An 18,053-nucleotide genomic window follows, 5' to 3' on the forward strand; every position below is an offset into this window, starting at 1 on the left:
TTCATGGAACCCGTGCAGGACGATCAGGTGGGGGCACTGATACCGAATATGCTGGTGCCGGAATGCTCGAAACGGAAAGAATCAAGTTCAGGAAGCCATTTGCGAGACAGGTTCAGGCCATACTCAGGTTTGCTGGTCTTTCCGTCATAATCACGATCGACAAAAAGTCCGTCCGGTTCTTCCCAGCGTGAGGCCGGAATGAGATACAGGCTTGGCTCCCGGTCCTCCTCGAAAAGAGCGAGGGCGAGCAGGAGGTTTTTTCTCAGGCGGAAAACGTCCTTCCTGACGAACACATAATTCAGGTTCCGAACGGATTTGACCTGCACATCCCAGTATCTGCCTGGTTCCTGCCGCACCACGAAATCGATACCGCGGTCGTCGACCTCGGCAGAATAGACGTCGAGGCCTAGCAGCACGAACTGCATCTTGGTGAAATACTCGGCGTAGCGGCCGAGTTGCAGATGGTTCAAACGGCTCCATTCGTGTCGCATCTGCCCCTCCCGACTGGACTTGAACCTTTCTATGCCGGGCACAGCTCCACGGTCCAGACCAGCCGCCCGCGGTCGCGGACAGGTTCGCCCTGAATGAGAAAGGCATCGCCGTCGATCTCGATGCGGTCGCCGGGCCTCGGGTTCGCCACTTCGGCGAGGCGCAGATCCAGCCGGGTGGTCTGCGACGAGATGTGGGCCTCACCGAAGCCGGTGACGTCGTCGGGCCGCCGGAGGATCGCCCGGACCAGCGAGGGCGCGCCGCCTTCCGCCGTATAGACCACATCGCGCGCGAGATGCGCGTCAGCGAAGAGCGCGTCGAGAGCGGCGGCGAAGGCGGTCATCAGAAGCTGCCGTTCAGACGCACCCGGCCGGTCGTGTCGCCGGCGCCGCCCGCCACCGCCTCGACCGCCACGCCGATGAGGGTGTTGTCGGTGGCGACCGTGGTGCAGCGCTTGTTGGTATCGTCCCAATAGACCTTGTCGCCGACGGCCCAGGCCTGCGAGCCGACCTTGATGAGATCGAAGACACCGGTGAGCGCGGCCTCGACGGTGGCACCGCTCTCGGCATCGCCGGCGGCCACGCCGAAGATGGAGCCCACGAGCAGGCCATCGCCAGAGGCCACGGCATGGGGCGCGGTCAGGGTGAGGGTATTGCCGGGCTGGACGTAGTTCTTCATCGCGCATTCCTTTCGCGGAAAGACGAAGGGCGGCCCGCCAGGACCGCCCACGCTTCAGGGGATGGCCCGGCTCAGGCGCCGGGGTTCTTGTAGAGACCGCGCCAGTCGATGGCCTTGGCGCCGAAGTCGAGGCGGCACTTGATCTCGACGCCGTCGACGTCGAAACCGTTGCGCGTCTCGATATAGGCGCCCTGCTGGCCCTCGAGATAGGCGTATTCGATGGTGTCGATCTGGTTCGGCGAGGCCGCGAGATACCAGGCCTTGTCGCCCGCCGCATCCAGCCGCGGCTCGGCAAGCGGCGTGAGCGTGCGGATCGACTGCGGCACGACGTTGCCGCTCTGGGCGGGCACGAGGTTCTGGGCGACCAGCTGCTCGGCCTTCAACTCCAGCGCGGCCGGCACGATCAGGAAGGGTGAACGCCGGTTCGCATGGCGGCGAACCGTCCAGTGGACGGTTCGAGGCGTGAACGGGCGGAGCCCCGGGGATGTTCAGCACGGTCTTCTTGTCGAGCCCGGTCTGCTTGCGCATTGCCGCCCGCGCCGCGCCCACGCTGTCGACCCCGAGCGCCGTGCCGGTCCCGGCGAGGTTCTTGTGGCTGGCATGGAACAGCGCCGTGCCATCGGCCATGGCCGGGTTCGAGGTGATGATGCCCCAGACCACGTCCGACTCCAGTTGGGCGATGGAGTTGCCCCGAAGTTATCTTTTCTTACGACTGTGAGCTTGGAAAACCAGACCCGCGAACGTCTTGACGTCATCCTCAGTTTCGACCCAACCACGAGAATAGCTGTTTTGATCTGGGCGAAGGAAGCCTCCGTGTTCGTAGCTGGAAGGGTTACCGTAAAGCGTGAATTGTAAATTTTTTTTGCGAGGCTGCGCCTTAAGCGTAAAGCTGTTTATTGGTGAATTGACCCACCGCCCTTTGGATTTCTCGACTAGCTTCCCCTCGACCCCTTGGGATCGGACTTCCGCCACCGTCGCTTCAGCAAGTTTTGCCAAGGATGGCTCCAATTTTCGCACTGAATCAAGAAAATCCGCGTCGTTATTTTGCATCTCTTGCGACAACGGAGCGACAAGCTCATCACTTTGATCTTGGTTGACCACAATCAATATTGCGTTTGTCCAATCTCCATCCGTTATCGCTAAGATATCTTCGGCATCGAAAATTCCGGTTTCCATCTCGCCTAGGATCGCCGCCTTTCGAGCGACGACAACGGCTGGTGCCACGGTAGTCCCCTTGATCGAGGCAGCATCAATTGGTTCCGCCTTCATACGGAACAGCTTACCATCTTCAAAAGGTAGCACTTTGAAAGCGATTGGCCTTTCCATTCGAGCCTCCTGCTAAAATGTGCTCCATATATACTGCAGTATTTACTGCAGTCAATGCTGGAGATCTTGTTCTGTGCGCCATTCGACCGCACCATGCCATTCTTGGCAACGCGGCGCGGATCGCTGTCGAGCACGAGACCCAGCTCGTCGAGCTTCTCGTTCGTGGCGGCGATTTCGGCCAGCACCGCGTCGGGGTTGCGGCCCTGCCGGGCGATGGCCTCGGCCAGCGTCATCGTGCCGGAGCGGATGGCGAGCAGGTCGGCCATCGCGTCCATCTGCGGATCGACCGCCTCGAACTTCGGCGGTGACCATTCCACCGGCACGTCCGGCGTCGGGATCCGCCCCGCCGCCCATGCGGCCTCGGTGAACCAGCGCCAAACATGCGCACAGAACATCGGGATGAAGAGCTGCCACTGCACCGCGTCGATCATCCGGCGGAACTCCACGAGCCCTGCGCGGATCGACGAGTAGTTCACCTCGCTGAGATCCCCGGTCAGAAACTCGTAAGGCACGCGGAACCCGGCCGCGATGGTGTGCAGGCTCGCGCGCTTGTATTCGCCATAACCGCCGGTGGCCGCCGGCTGGTTGAAACGGATGTCCTTGCCGCCGCGCGCGTAGGCGATGAGACCGGGCTCGAACTGCTCGACACGGTTGCCGTCGGCGTCGATCACCGCGGGCGCGATGCCCTGCTGCGCCTCCTCGTCGCCAAAGACGATGGCGGTGACGCAGGCCTCGGTCTTCTTGCGCACGATCTCGGCCACCTCGTAGTCGTCGAGGTCACGCAGGGCGCGGATCACCGGCGCACCCCAGGGCACCCCGCGCGCCTGCGTGCGCTGCTTCTCGTAGACATGGGCGATCTCGCTGGCCGGAACTGGTCGGCTGGTCAGCCTGCCCTTCAGGCTGAGTGTCGCGTCGCCCGGATGGGAGCCGAAGAGCCAGTAGGCCCGACGCCGACCGAGCGCGTCAAACTCGATCCCCTGCACCGCCTGTCCAGACCCGATCGCGCCGTTGCGGGTGGCGTCGAGGAAGTCGGCCTCCAGCAGCTGCAGCGGCACGGGCGGCATGACGCCGTCGCCGGGGCGGCGAGGCCGGCGGCGCACCAGCACCTCCCCGGCCTCGACCATCTCGCGGCAGGCGAGCGTCTGCAGCCCGTAGAAGTCGAGCTGGCCATCCGCGTCGCAGCCCCGCGCCCAGAGATCGAAGAGCCGGTCCACCTCGCGGTCGAGCGCGGCGTCCCCGCTTGCCGCGCGCGGCATGATCCCGGCGCCGACGATGTTGTTCACCAGCACCGAGACCGCCTTGGCCGCGTGCGGGTTGTTGCGCACGAGTTCCCGCATCCGGTCGCGCAACAGCGCACCAGCGCGGCCGATCTCGGCGTCCGCCGAGGATCCCGGCGCGTGCCAGCCGTCGGTGCGCCGGCCACGGGCCGCACCCTCGTAGGAGCGCGCGAGCCCCTCGAAAGCCTGTCGCGCCAGCACGCGCCGCGTGGCGACCCGAGGGGCGACCGAGGCGATGGCCCTGTCGAACCAGGAGACCATCAGCGATCCCCGCGCGAGAAGCCGGCGAAGCCCGCGATGGGTCGCGTCGTGGTGCCTGCGATCTGGCGCTCGATGGTACGGATGCGCCCCAGCAGGTCCTCGGCCGAGCCGTAGTCCACGGTCTTGCCGTCATAGCTCACCCGCGTCGTCCCGCTCGCATAGGCGCGCCGGAGCGCGGCCAGTTCAGCCTCTGTCCAGTCGGCCATGCTCAGAACCATCCTTCCCGCCGCCCGAGCCAGTCGGAGCGGCGCTTGCCTTGCGGGGCCGCGTCTGGCCGCCCGATCCGGCCGGCCGGGCTGTCCATCCCGCTCGGAACCCCGAGTTGCGCCTCGAGATCGGCCCATGTCGCCTCGGGCCAGCGATCCGCGCCCGCGATCCAGGCGGCGGCCCGGGCATAGACCCGGCAATCCAGCGCCTCGTTGCGCTCGCGGATCTTCTGCCATTCGAGCTTGGCAAAGCCGCGGCGGTTGCGGACCGTCACCAGCTGCTCGGCCGTCAGCTGCCGGATCCACTCGGTGTCGGCCCAGCCGGGCAGATGCACCGTGCCGGGGGGGAACGCCGCACCCTTGCTCAGTTCTTCCGCCGTCGGCCGCGCCAGCCGCAGGAAGCGGTAGGTCTCGGCCTTGAAGGTCGAGGTCGCCACGCTCCAGAGCCTTGCGCCGCGACGCAAGCGTTTGCCCCCCGCCGTAGCGTCGACGAAAGTCGGCCCCGAAACCGGGCTTGCCCGGTTGAAGCCTTCGAGACCCTTCACGGGCGCCACCTGCGCAAAGCCGACCGAGCGCGCCCAAGCGTAGACCGCGGCCGTCTCGTAGCCCGTGTCGATGGCGAGCCGCGCGAGACTGAGTTCGGCGCCGCCGGCATGCCGCCAGCTGCGGCCCAGCAGATCGGTCAGCGCCTCCCATGCCTCGGGCCGCGCCGGGCCACCCTCGATCACCACGTGATCGACGAGCCAGCTTTCCAGTCCACGGCCCCACGCCCAGACATCGACCTCGATCCGGTCCTTCTGCACGTCGGCGCCGGCGGTCAGGAACAACCCGCCCGCGGGAACCGTGCCCGCCGGCCAGTCCTCGCGCCGCTCGGCGATGCGCTGCCAGTCCGGCGCGTCGCCCGTCTCGATCCAGGTCTCGCCCAGCACCGTGTTGCGGAACACCCGTTCGGCCTCGTCGGACCCAGCCGCCGCCTCCTTGTCCCGCGCGATGTCGGCCCAGCTCTTCCACCCCGGCGGCGAATAGAGCGCCGAGAGATGAAACCCCACCGTCCGCGCATCGCGAGCCTCCGTCGTCGCCCGCCACTCGCCCGCCGCCAGCATCGCCGGCTTGTGGTGTTCCTCGATCCGCTGGTCGCAGGCATCGCAGTGGTACGCTGCCGTCTCCGGTTTGCCCTTCTGCCAGCACAGCCGCTCGAACCGCAGCCACTGCATCGCGCCGCAATGCGGGCACGGCACGAAGAAGCGGCGCTGGTCGCTCGCCTCGTATTCCCGTTCGATCCGGCTGACGCCGCGGATCGTCGGCGTCGAGACCAGGAAGACCTTGCGCCGGTGGGCGAAGGTCAGCGAGCGCGCCTCGGCGAGGCCCACCGGGTCGCCTTCCTCGTCGGCCGAGGCCGGATAGGCGTCGACCTCGTCGAGGAAGACGTAGCGCGCCGGCATCGAGCGCAGCCCCACCGCCGAGTTGGCGCCGGTCATCACCAGCACGCCGCCCGGGAAATCCTTGGACAGCTGCGTGTTGCCGCTGTCGCGCGCCCGCGCCGGGCGGACGCGTTCCTTCAGCGCCGGGCTTTCCTCGATCAGCGGGTCGATCCGCTGGCGCGAGTTGCGCTTGGCCAGTTCCACCGTCGGCTGGACCGCCAGCATCGGCCCCGGCGCCTGGTGGATCACGAAGCCGATCCAGTTGTTGCCGGCCTCCGTCGCGCCGACCTGTGCGGCCTTCATGAACACCACCCGCTGCGCCGGATCGCCGGGTGAGAGCGCGTCCATGATCGCGCGCATGTAGGGCGTGCGCTCGGTGCGATACCGGCCGGGCTCGGCGCTGGCGCGCGAACTCAGCCAGCGATGCCTGTCCGCCCATTCCGAGACGGTCAGCCAGTGATCGGGCGTGAGCCCGCGGCCCCAGGCCCGCAGCAGCGCCTCGGCCCCGTCAAAGGCGGTGATATCCTCAGAGGGCAATCCGGGGCTGGGCGAGTTCCTCGAGATGGGCGCGGACATGGGCCTCCAGAACCTTCTGCATGGCCGCCACCTCGATGGTCACCTCGTGGCTTGCCGCTTCGCTGCAGGAGGCCGTCAACTCCGCCGCCATCGTTGCGGCCACCCGCGCCGGCCAGTTGACCCACGCATCGCGTTCCTCGCGCGCGAGCCGGAAGACCAGCGTCGTGGCGCGGTCGCGGTCGACGAGCTCTCCCTTCAGCTTCGCCAGCCGAATCCGCCGCTCCTGCGCCTTCAGCACCTCGTGCGCCGTCTTCGCCTGCAGGAAGGTCATGCCGCCGCCCGCTGCGGGGGCCGCGAGGCCCTGTTCCCTGAGCGTGTCGCCGACGGCCGACACCGCGGCTTCGGGCACCGGCTTCAGCTTCTGCTCCTTCGGCGCCTTCCTGGTCTTCGACGGATCGGTCGCCTCCGCCCTGAGACGGTCGGAGGCCGCCGCGTCGATGCTGCCATCCTCGTGCAGAACAAGCCGGCCGGCGGCCTTGGCCTTCTGGATCGCACCGCGCGACAGCCCGACATGGGCGGCATACTGGCGCTCGCTCATGCCCCGCATCGCCAACCCAGATTATCATTCGAAATCATGTGTTTATCGAGTTGATAAGCGCCGCGCGTGGAGCGAACGTTCATCCCACGACGACGATGCAACTCGAGCCAAGGAGCCAAGACGATGACCACGCGCCTGAACCCGATCACCACCCCGCGCTTTGAGGCCCGCGCCGAGAAAGCGCGCCGCAACCGGGAGGCGGCGCTGGCCGCCTTCATCGGCAAGAAGGCCGAGATCGACGAGATGCTCGCCCGCCTGCAGGCGCTCAGTGATGACCATTTCAACTGCCGCCCCGACGAGGTGGGCTGGGCGATGGTCGGCACCCTCGAACACTACGCAAGCCTCCTGAAGCGCATCACCGACAGCGCCTTCGGCGAGGGCGAGCACGCCCGCTGATCTCCGGCATCGCCGGAGCTCCCGCCGCGCACCCTGCGCGGCTTGGGGTCGTAGAAGGTGCCGCATGTCGCGGGCCTCGAACACGGAGACGATCCCATGACACAGATCCAGCTTTCCGATGCCCAAGCCATCATCCTGTCTACCGCTTGTGCGCGCGAGGACGGGGCAATCTTCCCTGTCACCGCCAACCTCAAGGGCGGCGCTGTAGGCAATGTCTGCAAGAGCCTCCTGAAGCACGGGCTGATCGAGGAAATCCCGGCGACCGACCTCAACACCGTCTGGCGGCATGATGAGAAGCGTGGACCGATCACGCTGCGCGCCACCCCGCTGGCCTACCGCACCCTCGGGATGACGGACGAACAGGACGAGACACCGCCGACCGAGATGCCATCCGCGCCGGTCCAGCACCGAAAGGGCACCAAGCAGGCGCAGCTGATCGAAATGCTCCGCGCCGAGAGCGGCGCCACCATCGACGAGATCGTCGAAGCCACCGGCTGGAAACCCCACACCATTCGCGGGGCCATGTCCGGCGCGCTCAAGAAGAAGCTCGGCCTGACCATTACCTCCGAGAAGATCGAGGGGCGCGGGCGCGTCTACAGAATTCCTGGCTGATCCCCAGAAAGCTCGGGCCGTTCGGGCGTCCCTCGAGCGGCCCGCCTAGTTACACTATTTTCACTTGTTTCGGTTATTTCACTTGTCGGAGGCAGCTTGCGTCGTTATCTACACCATTGAGACAACCCCTAGATGGAGGCCGAGATGGACAACACCGCGGAAGTGATTGACCTGACACGCCGTCTTCCAACGCACGAAGAGATTGCAAGTGCGGCGGAAGCCGCCACTGCCCTTGCGAACGCGCGCGCCGAGAACGGTGCGCTGGTGATCCACAGCGAGAACGGCGAGCCGGTGAGATTGGCCCCCGCCATCGCCGACCTGATGATCGATCTACTGGGTCACGTCGCGCGCGGCGACATGGTCACACTCGTTCCTACCGGCGCCATGCTCACAACTCAGCAAGCCGCAGACATCCTGAATGTGTCACGTCCATATCTGAGCAAGCTACTCAAGGAGGGCGAGATTCCGTTCATTCCGGTGGGCTCGCATCGGCGCGTGATGCATGCCGATCTCATGGCTTACAAAGCGCGTCGTGATGCTGCACGGACAGCGGCGCTGGATGATCTCGCACGCTTGGGACAGGAGTTCGAAGCGTCTTGAAGCACGTCGCCGATCGCTTTGTCGTCATCCTTGATGCCAACGTCCTGTTTCCATTCCGGAAGCGGGACGTTCTCCTGCGCTTTTATCACGCCGGTCTGTTCCGCGGCCGGTGGACAGAACAAATCCTCGACGAGTGGACGCGGAACCTTCTCGAACAGAAACCACATCTCGAAGATAGCATCCGTTCGCAGCAACGCGCGATGCAGGTACACTTCGCGGAGGCGATCGTCACGGGGTACGAGCCACTGATCCCGGCGCTGAACCTGCCAGACCCGGATGACCGCCACGTTCTTGCCGCCGCCATCCAATGCGGCGCACAACACATTGTGACCGAGAACCTGGCCGACTTTCCTGCGGACCTCCTCGAGCAATTCGAAATTGAAGCGATTGACGCCGACGAATTTCTCTCGCGAACATTTGATCTCTATCCGTCAGAAGCACTCGCTGTGCTCCGGAGCTTGCGGGAACTCTACGACAACCCGCCCTTTTCACCGCCCGAATTCATCCTCGATCTGACGGCGAAGGGCCTTCCGAAACTCGCCGCGCGAGTACGTGAACACCGCGACTTCATCTGACTATGAACGGATCGCACCCTTAGCGCCTCGAACAGCCGCCTCAGAGCGAAGGAACGCGCGACGCTCACCACCGTGAACCGCGCCGATCTTCAGGTTCTGCGCCAGCGTCGTGTGCAGCCCAAAGACCGGGAAGATCAGGATCTGCGTCGCAACGGCGACACCGTAGCCCACCGCCACGTTGACGACAGCCTCAACCAGCGACATGGCACGGCTCTGCTTCATGCCGCGGCTTCCTTGTCTGCCGGTGACAGATCGAGCCTTTCGGCTTTCACCTCGGCGAAGGTTCGACCGTCGCCATCCAGGATCGCGTTCTTTCCCGTCTCGGCCTGCCAGCGCTCCACGGCGACATCGACATAGGCCGGGCTGATCTCCATCGCGTAGACGCGACGACCGTTCGCCTCGCCCGCCATGATCTGCGAGCCGGAGCCGGAGAACGGCTCGTAGCAGAGCCCGCCGCGGGCGACGTGCTGGCGCATCGGGATGCCAAAGGCGTCGAGCGGTTTCGGCGTCGGATGATCCGGGCGTTCGTCCTTGGCGAAGGACGGCATCTCCCAGGTCGAGGGCAGCGTTTCCTCTGCCACCTTTGGCGGGCGGTGCGGCCGGCGCCAGCCCATGAAGCAGGGCTCGTGCTTCCAGAGGTAGTGCGAGCGGGTCAGAACACCGCGGTCCTTCACCCAGATGATCTGCTGGTGCACGAAGGCGCCCGCCCTTTCCCAGCACTCTTCCAGCATCGCCTGGCGGCGCGAGGCGTGCCAGCAGTACCAGGCCGCGTCCTCGGTGATCGCCTCGGCCACGGCGGCGGCGATGAAACCGTCGTAGAGCTCGGCTCCCTGCGAACTGTCGTCCCAGGTGGTACCGTAGGAGGCCGACCAGTCCTTGTTCCGGGTCGGATGGTTCGAGCCGTCGTAGTCTACGAGATACGGCGGGTCGGTGGCGAACAGCACGGCGCGCTCGCCATTCATCAGCCGGCGGACATCCTCGTGGTTGGTGGCGTCGCCGCAGAGCAGCCGGTGATCGCCGAGGAGCCAGAGATCTCCCGTGCGCGATGCCGGGTTGCGCGGCGGCTCGGGGATGGTCACCGGCGGCACGGAGCCCCCGGTGCCACCTCCATCTTCACCGTCCCCGTCCAGATCGAGCGCCAGCAGCTTGTCGAGTTCGCCATCGGAGAAGCCGACCAGCGACAGGTCGAAATCCTCGGCCAGCAGGTCCTGCAGTTCCGACGAGAGCAGCGCCTCGTCCCAGCTGCCGAGTTCCGTCAGCTTGTTGTCCGCGATGCGGTAGGCCCGCCGCTGCGCCTCGGTCAGATGCCCCAGCACGATCACCGGCGCCTCGGTCAGCCCGAGCTGCGTCGCGGCCAGCACCCGGCCGTGGCCCGCGATCAGCTCCCCGTCGTCCGCGACGAGGCACGGCACGGTCCAGCCGAACTCGGCCATGCTGGCGGCGATCTTCGCGACCTGGTCGGCCCCGTGCACCTTCGCGTTCTTCGCGTAGAGCTGGAGCTTGGTCAGGGGCCACATCTCGACCTTATCGGGGGCGAAGGTCAGCGTCATGAACGAGCGTTCCGTGAGTGGTGGATGCCAGCTGGACTCCGGACACCGGATTCCGCGCTGGACTCCAGGCGGGGTCCAGCGGCATCCAGGGCATCCGGCCAGAGGGCCAGTGTTTATTGGGGTTTGCGTGCGGCTCGGGTGGATCCGGATTCCGGGTGGCTTCCCAAAAATTCGGCCCTGTCGCTGGCGAAATCCCGAGCCAAGCCCGCCAGCATACATATCCGCCAGGAAGGAACCATTGAATTCAAAGGGTTGGCGAGATGGACCCCGGCTGGACCCCACGGTGGACTCTGGAAGCCGGCGCCTCGGTCCGTCCCGCACGCGCCTCTCCCGAGCTTATCCGATTTCTAGCCCGGGAGAGGCCTTTCTGTCCCGTCGAAAAGTGTCCGCCGCACATCTTTCCCTGTGGCGCGCAGGGTTACGCACCACGGGCCAGTTCGATCACGCGCCGTTTCGAAAGGTTGCGGTTGAACCAACGCCGGTTGAGCTTCAGCGAGATGACGCAGAGCCCGTAAAGCCAGTGCTGATGGGCGGCCGAGCGTTGCAGCCCGACGGTCCAGCAGATGGTCTTCCAGCGCTCGCCATGGGCGCGCATCCAGACGATCTTGCCATCGACGGGATCAAGGCAGGCGGTCCAGGTCAGCGTCTCTTCCATCCGGCTGATCGCCTGCGGCGAGGGCAGCACACGCATGGGCTTCGGCTTCTGCCCCACCTTGTCGGCGAAGGAGTGGATGACCTCAGGCCATGTGCTGAAATAGCCCTGCCGTCGCGGCTCGGGCAGGCGCTTGAGCACGAAGGCCGCCTCGGCCAGGCGGGCCTCGACAAGGGAGGGTGTCCACTTATTCATGGCACCCTCCATCGTCGGCAGCACGCGGTCCGTAGAGCCGTTCGCCCAACTGGCGAACGAGCTCCCGTTCAGGCCAGGTCAGCCGGTCATCATCCACCGACACCGCCAGCACTCCCTGCTCCTGCCAACCCTCGCGCTTCACCTGCTCGGGGTCGCGACGACGGCCGCCGTAGCCCTTGGGATGCCACCTCATGCGACACCTCCATTCGTCTCGATCGCCCAAACGACGATCGCGATGGCATCGGCCTCGTTATCGTCGGCGGGGCTGAAGCCGCGGGCGCGCGCGGACGCGATCATCGCCTCCTTCGGCGCGTTTCCCTTGCCGGTGGCATGCCGCTTGATCGTGCCGACGGGAACGCCCTCGTAAGGCACGCCGCGCAGTTCCGCCCACGCGGTCAGCGTGGCCATGAGGCCGCCGTAGACGTGGGCCGCATCGGTTCCGGCATGGCGGCGCACCTCTTCGAACCAGATGGCGGCGATTGGACCGGACAAGCGGTCGATCTCGGTGAGCCAGTTGGTGAAGCGCAGGTACCGCATGCCGCCGCCGTCATAGCGGCCCGGCCTGAAGCTCGCGGTGCCGCTGGTGATCAACCCGTCCGGAGCGCGCAGCGCCCAGCCGGTGCTGGTGCCGAGATCAAGCGCGAGAATGCAGCGGTCGAGAGTGCCGGCGACCTTGGAAGGCGCCGGGGCGATGTGTGGGGAGCGGTCCATGACGACCTCCTCTTCGAGTGATCGGCCGAGGCCCACGCCTGCCTGGATCGAGGGGCAGAACGCGCGCCCGGACCGGGATCGCGAGATCGGGTCAGAGGCATGGTCGGGGCGTGGTGAGCGCCCAAGGATTTCTTCAACGGCTTCAGTCCCTCCACTTGAAGGAAGTGGGGCTGCAAGCCATTGGAAGATATACAAGAATCATCTTCTTTCCATATTTCAGTTTTTTCAATGGGTATGTGTGTCATGCTCCCCTTTCCCGCGCGCGCGAGGGTCTTTGCGTGAAATATTGAAAGAAGTCTCCCCGCGCCGGATTTCCGTTTCAATACCGAGGCTTGGACGTGGCCTTCCTTCAAATGAAGGATGGCGGCCGTTGAAGGAAGCATTGCACAGGCACCTCACCGCAGCGCCCGGAAGCGCATGGCCTTCCGCCCCCCGGTCTCCTGCTCGAACGTGACAATGTCGCCGCTCTCGACCAGCGTGAGCAGGATGTCGTCACGGTCGCGCGCCCGAAGCCATTGCGAGGCACGGGTGAGCTCGGACTTCGTCAACCCTGCCGAACCGGCCTTGCGGATGATCTCGCGCAGGCGTTTCAGATGCGCTTCTGTCTCGGTATCGGCAACATGGCGCTCGACGGCGTCGATGGTGCGCCGTGCGAAGTGGCGCACGAAGTCGATGGCCCAGACGGCCTCCTCAATCCGGATGACGGGCTGAACCGGGTCCCTTCCCACGGCCAGGACAAGCGCGACCTTGGCCGCGTTCTCCGCGATCCGGGCAAGGATCGGCGTCTGGAACGTGCCCGCCGCAGCCCTGAGCTCTGCGGTGGTCTCCTCGCCGAGAGCATCGAAGCGCGCCTGCGCCGCATCGTCCATCGGCACAGTCATCGGATCCACGGCGGTCTCGGGTCCGGAGGTCCGACCGGCCAGGTTGCCGCTGGCCCGGCCACCACCTTCTGCGAGCCGCTGCAGCCCCTCGATCAGTCCGGGCGGCGACCGGCGCAATCCGACGGACCGGTTCTCGTCCGGATAGTCGTCGTCCGTCACGAGGATGATGAACCGGGCCAGCGAGCCATCCACCACATTGGCCCCCTGCAGCGACCCCCAGAAATGCAGCGGCGTCGTCGTACCGTAAACGCACAGGCAGGGCTGGACGATGTCGCGCCGCTCATTCGAGCCATCACGGTTGGCGTATTCCGCGCCGAGAAACACCCCGCTCGCCGCGCTGTAAAGCTCGGTCATGTTGTCGAGAATCTCGGTCACATGGCGTGGGCTGCGCTTCCGGTCGGCCGCCGCCGAAAGGAACATCCCGAACTCGTCGATCTGGAACAGGATCGCGGGTTGGCGGTGGAGCGCGGTCAGGAGCCCCGCGCCCGAGGCGATCTTGTTGCCGCCCAGATGATGCGCGAGCCCGGCTTCGAAGAAGAGACGGTTCACCACCTCGCGGGCGTGGTTCTTGCCCGAGCCGCTATCGGCGATGCCGACGATGTAGAGGTTGGTGCGCAGGTCGGTCTCCGTTCGGTAGCGCCGCCCCATCAGCGCGCCGAGGGCACAGAGGCTGGCGCCCACCGCGAGAAGCGGTTGCGGTCGGCGCGCCGTGTCGATCATGTGGCGGGCGAGATCGCCCACGAGCCCGTTCGGGATCGTCAGGGTGAAGGACGACGCGGGTGCGAGGATTGGCGCCGCGGTCCCAGGCCGCGCCAGCCGCGCGAGAAGGCCGGCTGCGGGATGCGCGTCGCCCTCGCTGACCCTCTGACTGCCGTCGAGCAGCAGGTCCGGATCGGGGCGCCAGCCCTTCTCCATGGCAAGGTGATAGATCGTGCCGGCGCCGATCCGCTCCGGCTTGAAACTCGCCCAGGCCTTCGCCGTCGCGGCCGGATCGTTCTTGGCCGCCTGCGCCGACCAGTCGGCAAAGAGCGGCGCGCCCGCATCGCCGAGCGCCCCCTTCAGCGCCATGCCGATGCGCACCCAGCTATCGTAGTCGAGCTCGGCGTTGGGCAGCCAGGCGAGCGCGCTGCGGATCGCGGCCAGCGTGCCGGCCTGGGCGTGCCCCGGCAGACACGGGCTCCCGGCTCCGTTTGCCCCGTTGGCGCCGAGGCTCTTAGGACGCAGCTCGGGCGGGATCAGCGCCAGTGCTTCGTCGAGGAAGGCCGCTGCCTGTTCAGCGTCGATCTCGGGCAGGCTCTCGATGTCGAGATCCGCGAGCCCTTCATCGGGCCAGGCATAGGGCCGGCCGGTGTCGGGATGCTCGGCATAGGCCACGAACTGCTGCCCGAGGCAGAGCATCTCGAGCGGCGCGCGCCGGATACCGGCGAAAGGCTCGGTTGCGCGGTAGACCAGCAGCCGTTTCGGCTGCTTGCCAATCCTGAGTGCAGGCGTGTCGCCAAGCCGCTCGCGCGCCAGCCGCTCAATGCGAAGGGCCAGTTCGCCATCCTCGGCGATATCGATGTCGAGCGCGGCGACCGCACCGCCGACGATTCCGACGCCGCAGCCGGGCCAGGTCGACCAGGTTGCGACCTCGATCTCGGTCGTGGCGCGAGTCGCGTGCCGGTTCCACTGCGGGTAGTCGTGCCAGGCCGCGCGCGCGAACTGGCCGGGTTTCTTTGTGCCGGGCGCGATCGGCAGGATCGCGTAGCCATTGTTCACGAGGCGCGCGCCGACGCGCGCCATCCACGAGGTGTCCGCCATCAGAAGGGCACCTCCGGGATCATGCCATCGAGCCGCGCGCGGTCCTTCGCCGCCAACTCACGCAGATGGTCACAATAGCCGGTGACGATCGCCTCGACGAAGCTGTCCCATTCCTCCTCGGTGAGTTGAGCGAGATCGGTCCGGCCGAGGCTGTCGAGATAGGCGCCGCCGGCCTTGCCGCCCTCCACCATGGCCGCGACCTCATTGGGTGTCGGATCGATCATGCCCGCCCTCCTGTGGCAGATGTCCTGGCAAACCCGGCTGCAGAGATCCCGGCGGGTCGTGTCGCGGCGAGGGTCGGAGAGGCGAAAGCGCGCGTCGAACCAACCCCAGCCACGGGGTTCCCGGTGGCAGACGGCGCAGAGGCCGGCACGGACGTAAGGCATGGAGCGAACCTGTAGGCAGTGATTTCGGTGAATCGGCCCGCGGGGCGGACGGCGATTTCGGTGGGGCGGCGCAACCGGTCGGCCAGCAAGAGCGCCTCGTCGACGGTCTCGGGCACCTCCAGCTCGGGCGCCCGCTCGCGCCACCAGCTTGCGGCCTTGCGGCGCGGATAGCCCTCGTGCTCGAAGCAGACCCATTCCGTGTGGAAGGCGAGACCGCAGCGGTAGGTAACCTTCAGCGAGACCCGCCCACCGCGCTTCTCGTGGCGGCAGTAGGTGACGTCGGTGACGCCGACCCATTGCGACTTTCCGGTCGACAGCACCTCCAGCGTCGAGGCGGTCGGCTCGAGCTTCACCTCGCGGCCGGGGAACTCGAAGCCGCAACCGGGGCATTCGAGAGCCGCCGCAGCCACGATGGTCCCGCATTTCGGACAGATCTTCGTGGATGGTGGCCCATCGCCAGGGCCGCCCGGCCGCTTCGGGCGCACCAGGTCGATGGGGCCGTGTCGGCGGACATTGCCCGCGAAGTCGAGCACGAGACAGTTCTCCTTGCCCTCAGCGAGCCGCGTGCCCCGTCCGGCCATCTGAACATAGAGCCCTGCCGACTTGGTGGGCCGCAGCATGGCAATCAGGTCCACGGCCGGCGCGTTGAAGCCCGTCGTCAGCACCCCCATCGAAGCCAACGCCCTGATTTCACCGCGCTTGAAGGCGGCGATGATCCGGTCGCGCTCGTCCTTCGGCGTCTTGCCGAAGATGGTCGCGCAACTGACCCCACGGCGGCGGAACTCCTCGGCGACATGGGTGGCGTGGCGCACGCCCGAGCAGAAGGCGAGCCAGGACCGGCGCGTCTCGCCGTGAGCGATCACCTCGGCCACGGCCGCCCGCGTGATGGCATCCTGGTCGACCGCGTCCTCGAGATCGCGCGCGATGAACTCTCCGCCGCGCGATCCTACGCCCGTCACGTCGAGGCGGGTCTTCGTCTGCTTCGAGATGAGCGGGGAGAGATAGCCCTGATCGATCAGGTCGCGGACCGACACCTCGTAGGCGATGTCGGTGAAGAGCGCATTCTCGCCCTCGTGCAGCATGCCGCTATCGAGCCGGAAGGGCGTCGCCGTCAGACCGATCACCTTCAGCGCGGGATTGATCGCCTGCAAGTCGGTGAGAAAGCGGCGATACATGGTGTTCGACCGGCCCGGAATCAGATGGGCCTCGTCGATCAGCACCAGGTCGGCGTGGCCGATCCGCGTCGCCTTGTCGTGGATCGACTGGATGCCGGCGAAGAGGATGCGGGCTCGCGCGTCGCGGCGTCCAAGCCCGGCCGAGTAGATGCCCGCCGGTGCCTCGGGCCAGAGCCCCAGCATCTCGGCATGGTTCTGCGCGATCAGTTCGCGCACATGGGTGACGACGAGCACGCGCTGGTCGGGCCAGGACTTGAGCACGCCGTCGATGAAGGCGGCCATGATGAGGCTCTTGCCGCCGGCCGTAGGGATCACGACGAGCGGGTTGCCACTCTTCTTCTCGAAATAGCCATAGATCGAGGTGATCGCGGCCTGTTGATAGGGGCGCAGGGTCAGCATGCGGCGGCCTCCTTCTCGCGGGCATCGTTGGTCCAGGAGGAGCCGTCGCGCATGCGGTAGGAGACGAAGTCCTCGCCTGCGTCGGCAACCTCGCCGGGGACCAGATCAGGGATGAACAGGTGCCGGGGGCAGGCCCGGCGCTGGTTGGCGGGATCGATCTGCCGATCATGGCGTGCGCAGTGCCAGCCGCCGTCGACAGGCGTCGAATGCAGGCAGGAGCGACAGGTGACTGCCGCGGCGTCCTCGCCATGGCAGAGCCCGTGATGGTCGCAGAACCGGCACTCGAACCAGGCGGGATCCGCGCTGATCCGTTCGGGCGGGTGCTGGGCGAAGATGATCCGCCGCGCTTTCTCGAGCAGACGTTCGCCCATCTCGGGATCGGCCGGGACGCGCTCGATGTGCAGCGCATCGGTGTCCTTGCAGACCGCGACGTAGAGCGCCCGCGTGATGCCGGTCAGGTGCATGTAGACCTGCATCTGGGCAATGTGCCGGGGTTTGGCACGCGCAACGCCCTTGGCGACAAGTTCGGAGAAGCTCTTGGCCGAATGCGTCTTGAACTCGACGACATGCCAGGTCTTCGGCGCCTCGAGCAGCCCGAGGGCGACGGCGTCGAGCGAGCCGCCGAAATGGCCGCCATGGGCTTCGACGCGGAACTGCCGCCCTGTCTCGGGATCGACCTCCAGCACCGTCGCGCCGGTAGCGCGCAGGTCGCGGACCAGCCGCGCCTCTTCCAGCTGGCCGGTTTCGAACAGCCGCAGGATGCGCCCAGAGTGCCGCGCGGGCGTGGTCCAACGGAAATCGTACCAGAGCGCGCGGGAGCATGACTTGCCGATGAGCGACGCGCCGAGGTGATCACGGAAGCCGTCGCCCTGCCTGGCCTCATAGGAAGCATAGATCGCGGACAAGGTTGGCGTTGGAGGGGCGGGAAGCTCGGCCATCAGCATGCCTCCTCCTGCTCGAGCCGCGCCCGCGCCTCCGCCAGCACCTCGGTCCATGCGGTGCTGTCATGGCGTTCGCGCAGGACGGCAATGATCGCGTCCTTGATCCGCTCGCGTCGCCGCCGACCGCCTTGGCGGGCAATCAGTTCGGCGCGCTCGCGCTTGAGGTGACGCAGCGCCGTGCGCGCGCGGTGAAACCAGTCGGGGTCGATCGGCCTGGCCGTGCGTTGCCGCGCCAGATCGGCCGTCGCGATCTGCGTGCGGATCTTCGCGATGGCGTCCTCGATCTCGATCAGGCGGCGGGTGTCGTCAGGCAAGCCGGGGGTGTTCGCGGCCGCGCAGGCCGCGTCGGTGGTATTGGTCATGGTCGCTCTCTCGGGTCTGGCGATGTTCGGGCCGCCGCGAGTCTCA

The 18,053-nt window shown here is 66.6% G+C and carries 22 protein-coding genes and 1 pseudogene; 4 read left to right on the plus strand and 19 right to left on the minus strand.

The window, feature by feature from the left end; translation table 11 throughout:
- Window positions 1-23: 23 nt before the first annotated feature.
- The 9 genes and pseudogenes from NUW50_RS07430 to NUW50_RS07470 form a co-directional block, all read right to left on the minus strand.
- Window positions 24-491, minus strand: coding sequence for a hypothetical protein (locus NUW50_RS07430; RefSeq protein ID WP_258288471.1), 468 nt, complete (start codon window positions 489-491; stop codon window positions 24-26).
- A 29-nt stretch (window positions 492-520) separates the two neighbouring features.
- A complete protein-coding gene (locus NUW50_RS07435; RefSeq protein ID WP_258288472.1) occupies window positions 521-832 on the minus strand; it encodes a head-tail joining protein in 312 nt (103 codons plus the stop codon).
- Window positions 832-1,167 (minus strand): DUF2190 family protein, encoded by a 336-nt coding sequence (locus NUW50_RS07440; protein WP_258288473.1) that lies wholly within the window; start codon window positions 1,165-1,167, stop codon window positions 832-834. The genes NUW50_RS07435 and NUW50_RS07440 overlap by 1 nt, the downstream gene beginning before the upstream one ends.
- Before the next feature lie 71 nt (window positions 1,168-1,238).
- Window positions 1,239-1,857, minus strand: a pseudogene (locus NUW50_RS21510) (phage major capsid protein); the annotation flags it as partial.
- A gap of 6 nt (window positions 1,858-1,863) precedes the next feature.
- Complete coding sequence (locus NUW50_RS07450) at window positions 1,864-2,493, minus strand: hypothetical protein (protein WP_258288475.1); 630 nt, start codon at window positions 2,491-2,493, stop codon at window positions 1,864-1,866.
- The gene (locus NUW50_RS07455) at window positions 2,433-4,031 is read right to left on the minus strand and encodes a phage portal protein (RefSeq protein WP_258288476.1); all 1,599 of its coding nucleotides are present in this window, start codon (window positions 4,029-4,031) and stop codon (window positions 2,433-2,435) included. Before NUW50_RS07455 ends, NUW50_RS07450 begins: the two co-directional genes overlap by 61 nt.
- Entirely contained in the window at window positions 4,031-4,237 is a 207-nt protein-coding gene (locus NUW50_RS07460) for a phage head-tail joining protein (protein WP_258288477.1), read from the minus strand. Before NUW50_RS07460 ends, NUW50_RS07455 begins: the two co-directional genes overlap by 1 nt.
- A gap of 2 nt (window positions 4,238-4,239) precedes the next feature.
- Window positions 4,240-6,234 carry a phage terminase large subunit family protein gene (locus tag NUW50_RS07465; protein ID WP_258288478.1) on the minus strand — a complete coding sequence of 665 codons (1,995 nt, stop codon included), beginning with the start codon at window positions 6,232-6,234 and terminating at the stop codon, window positions 4,240-4,242.
- Window positions 6,185-6,781: a hypothetical protein gene (locus tag NUW50_RS07470; protein ID WP_258288479.1), complete on the minus strand. Its 597-nt coding sequence runs from the start codon at window positions 6,779-6,781 to the stop codon at window positions 6,185-6,187. Before NUW50_RS07470 ends, NUW50_RS07465 begins: the two co-directional genes overlap by 50 nt.
- Before the next feature lie 114 nt (window positions 6,782-6,895).
- Between NUW50_RS07470 and NUW50_RS07475 the strand changes: the two genes are divergently transcribed.
- The 4 genes from NUW50_RS07475 to NUW50_RS07490 all read left to right on the plus strand — a co-directional run bounded on the left by NUW50_RS07475 (window position 6,896) and on the right by NUW50_RS07490 (window position 8,955).
- Window positions 6,896-7,168 carry a hypothetical protein gene (locus NUW50_RS07475; RefSeq protein WP_258288480.1) on the plus strand — a complete coding sequence of 91 codons (273 nt, stop codon included), beginning with the start codon at window positions 6,896-6,898 and terminating at the stop codon, window positions 7,166-7,168.
- 96 nt (window positions 7,169-7,264) lie between these two features.
- Entirely contained in the window at window positions 7,265-7,780 is a 516-nt protein-coding gene (locus NUW50_RS07480; protein ID WP_258288481.1) for a DUF3489 domain-containing protein, read from the plus strand.
- Window positions 7,781-7,924: 144 nt separating this feature from the next.
- A complete protein-coding gene (locus NUW50_RS07485) occupies window positions 7,925-8,380 on the plus strand; it encodes a helix-turn-helix domain-containing protein (protein ID WP_258288482.1) in 456 nt (151 codons plus the stop codon).
- Window positions 8,377-8,955: a PIN domain-containing protein gene (locus NUW50_RS07490; RefSeq protein WP_258288483.1), complete on the plus strand. Its 579-nt coding sequence runs from the start codon at window positions 8,377-8,379 to the stop codon at window positions 8,953-8,955. The genes NUW50_RS07485 and NUW50_RS07490 overlap by 4 nt, the downstream gene beginning before the upstream one ends.
- Here the strand turns inward: NUW50_RS07490 and NUW50_RS07495 are convergent, their stop codons facing one another.
- The 10 genes from NUW50_RS07495 to NUW50_RS07540 all read right to left on the minus strand — a co-directional run bounded on the left by NUW50_RS07495 (window position 8,956) and on the right by NUW50_RS07540 (window position 18,007).
- Window positions 8,956-9,177 carry a DUF7220 family protein gene (locus tag NUW50_RS07495; protein ID WP_443135094.1) on the minus strand — a complete coding sequence of 74 codons (222 nt, stop codon included), beginning with the start codon at window positions 9,175-9,177 and terminating at the stop codon, window positions 8,956-8,958.
- Window positions 9,174-10,505 carry a site-specific DNA-methyltransferase gene (locus NUW50_RS07500; RefSeq protein ID WP_258288484.1) on the minus strand — a complete coding sequence of 444 codons (1,332 nt, stop codon included), beginning with the start codon at window positions 10,503-10,505 and terminating at the stop codon, window positions 9,174-9,176. Before NUW50_RS07500 ends, NUW50_RS07495 begins: the two co-directional genes overlap by 4 nt.
- Window positions 10,506-10,923: 418 nt before the next feature.
- Complete coding sequence (locus NUW50_RS07505) at window positions 10,924-11,352, minus strand: DUF6362 family protein (protein ID WP_258288485.1); 429 nt, start codon at window positions 11,350-11,352, stop codon at window positions 10,924-10,926.
- Entirely contained in the window at window positions 11,345-11,545 is a 201-nt protein-coding gene (locus tag NUW50_RS07510) for a hypothetical protein (protein WP_258288486.1), read from the minus strand. Before NUW50_RS07510 ends, NUW50_RS07505 begins: the two co-directional genes overlap by 8 nt.
- Complete coding sequence (locus tag NUW50_RS07515) at window positions 11,542-12,063, minus strand: crossover junction endodeoxyribonuclease RuvC (protein WP_258288487.1); 522 nt, start codon at window positions 12,061-12,063, stop codon at window positions 11,542-11,544. The genes NUW50_RS07510 and NUW50_RS07515 overlap by 4 nt, the downstream gene beginning before the upstream one ends.
- Before the next feature lie 395 nt (window positions 12,064-12,458).
- A complete protein-coding gene (locus tag NUW50_RS07520) occupies window positions 12,459-14,744 on the minus strand; it encodes a PriCT-2 domain-containing protein (protein ID WP_258288488.1) in 2,286 nt (761 codons plus the stop codon).
- Window positions 14,744-14,968, minus strand: coding sequence for a DUF6511 domain-containing protein (locus NUW50_RS07525; protein WP_258288489.1), 225 nt, complete (start codon window positions 14,966-14,968; stop codon window positions 14,744-14,746). The genes NUW50_RS07520 and NUW50_RS07525 overlap by 1 nt, the downstream gene beginning before the upstream one ends.
- Complete coding sequence (locus NUW50_RS07530) at window positions 14,965-16,704, minus strand: DEAD/DEAH box helicase (RefSeq protein WP_258288490.1); 1,740 nt, start codon at window positions 16,702-16,704, stop codon at window positions 14,965-14,967. The genes NUW50_RS07525 and NUW50_RS07530 overlap by 4 nt, the downstream gene beginning before the upstream one ends.
- The gene (locus NUW50_RS07535; protein ID WP_258288491.1) at window positions 16,698-17,648 is read right to left on the minus strand and encodes a PD-(D/E)XK nuclease family protein; all 951 of its coding nucleotides are present in this window, start codon (window positions 17,646-17,648) and stop codon (window positions 16,698-16,700) included. Before NUW50_RS07535 ends, NUW50_RS07530 begins: the two co-directional genes overlap by 7 nt.
- Entirely contained in the window at window positions 17,642-18,007 is a 366-nt protein-coding gene (locus NUW50_RS07540) for a hypothetical protein (RefSeq protein WP_258288492.1), read from the minus strand. Before NUW50_RS07540 ends, NUW50_RS07535 begins: the two co-directional genes overlap by 7 nt.
- Window positions 18,008-18,053 lie beyond the last annotated feature (46 nt).

The sequence above is a fragment of the Frigidibacter sp. ROC022 genome (assembly GCF_024723735.1).
Lineage (GTDB): Bacteria > Pseudomonadota > Alphaproteobacteria > Rhodobacterales > Rhodobacteraceae > SLM-1.

Coding starts and splice junctions, on each gene's coding strand:
- NUW50_RS07505 (WP_258288485.1), bottom strand. CDS start 11,352: ATGAATAAGTGGACACCCTCCCTTGTCGAGGCCCGCCTGGCCGAGGCG.
- NUW50_RS07435 (WP_258288472.1), bottom strand. CDS start 832: ATGACCGCCTTCGCCGCCGCTCTCGACGCGCTCTTCGCTGACGCGCAT.
- NUW50_RS07455 (WP_258288476.1), bottom strand. CDS start 4,031: ATGGTCTCCTGGTTCGACAGGGCCATCGCCTCGGTCGCCCCTCGGGTC.
- NUW50_RS07495 (WP_443135094.1), bottom strand. CDS start 9,177: ATGAAGCAGAGCCGTGCCATGTCGCTGGTTGAGGCTGTCGTCAACGTG.
- NUW50_RS07525 (WP_258288489.1), bottom strand. CDS start 14,968: ATGATCGATCCGACACCCAATGAGGTCGCGGCCATGGTGGAGGGCGGC.
- NUW50_RS07530 (WP_258288490.1), bottom strand. CDS start 16,704: ATGCTGACCCTGCGCCCCTATCAACAGGCCGCGATCACCTCGATCTAT.
- NUW50_RS07485 (WP_258288482.1), top strand. CDS start 7,925: ATGGACAACACCGCGGAAGTGATTGACCTGACACGCCGTCTTCCAACG.
- NUW50_RS07475 (WP_258288480.1), top strand. CDS start 6,896: ATGACCACGCGCCTGAACCCGATCACCACCCCGCGCTTTGAGGCCCGC.
- NUW50_RS07520 (WP_258288488.1), bottom strand. CDS start 14,744: ATGGCGGACACCTCGTGGATGGCGCGCGTCGGCGCGCGCCTCGTGAAC.
- NUW50_RS07460 (WP_258288477.1), bottom strand. CDS start 4,237: ATGGCCGACTGGACAGAGGCTGAACTGGCCGCGCTCCGGCGCGCCTAT.
- NUW50_RS07440 (WP_258288473.1), bottom strand. CDS start 1,167: ATGAAGAACTACGTCCAGCCCGGCAATACCCTCACCCTGACCGCGCCC.
- NUW50_RS07450 (WP_258288475.1), bottom strand. CDS start 2,493: ATGGAAAGGCCAATCGCTTTCAAAGTGCTACCTTTTGAAGATGGTAAG.
- NUW50_RS07430 (WP_258288471.1), bottom strand. CDS start 491: ATGCGACACGAATGGAGCCGTTTGAACCATCTGCAACTCGGCCGCTAC.
- NUW50_RS07510 (WP_258288486.1), bottom strand. CDS start 11,545: ATGAGGTGGCATCCCAAGGGCTACGGCGGCCGTCGTCGCGACCCCGAG.
- NUW50_RS07465 (WP_258288478.1), bottom strand. CDS start 6,234: ATGTCCGCGCCCATCTCGAGGAACTCGCCCAGCCCCGGATTGCCCTCT.
- NUW50_RS07500 (WP_258288484.1), bottom strand. CDS start 10,505: ATGACGCTGACCTTCGCCCCCGATAAGGTCGAGATGTGGCCCCTGACC.
- NUW50_RS07515 (WP_258288487.1), bottom strand. CDS start 12,063: ATGGACCGCTCCCCACACATCGCCCCGGCGCCTTCCAAGGTCGCCGGC.
- NUW50_RS07470 (WP_258288479.1), bottom strand. CDS start 6,781: ATGCGGGGCATGAGCGAGCGCCAGTATGCCGCCCATGTCGGGCTGTCG.
- NUW50_RS07480 (WP_258288481.1), top strand. CDS start 7,265: ATGACACAGATCCAGCTTTCCGATGCCCAAGCCATCATCCTGTCTACC.
- NUW50_RS07535 (WP_258288491.1), bottom strand. CDS start 17,648: ATGCTGATGGCCGAGCTTCCCGCCCCTCCAACGCCAACCTTGTCCGCG.
- NUW50_RS07540 (WP_258288492.1), bottom strand. CDS start 18,007: ATGACCAATACCACCGACGCGGCCTGCGCGGCCGCGAACACCCCCGGC.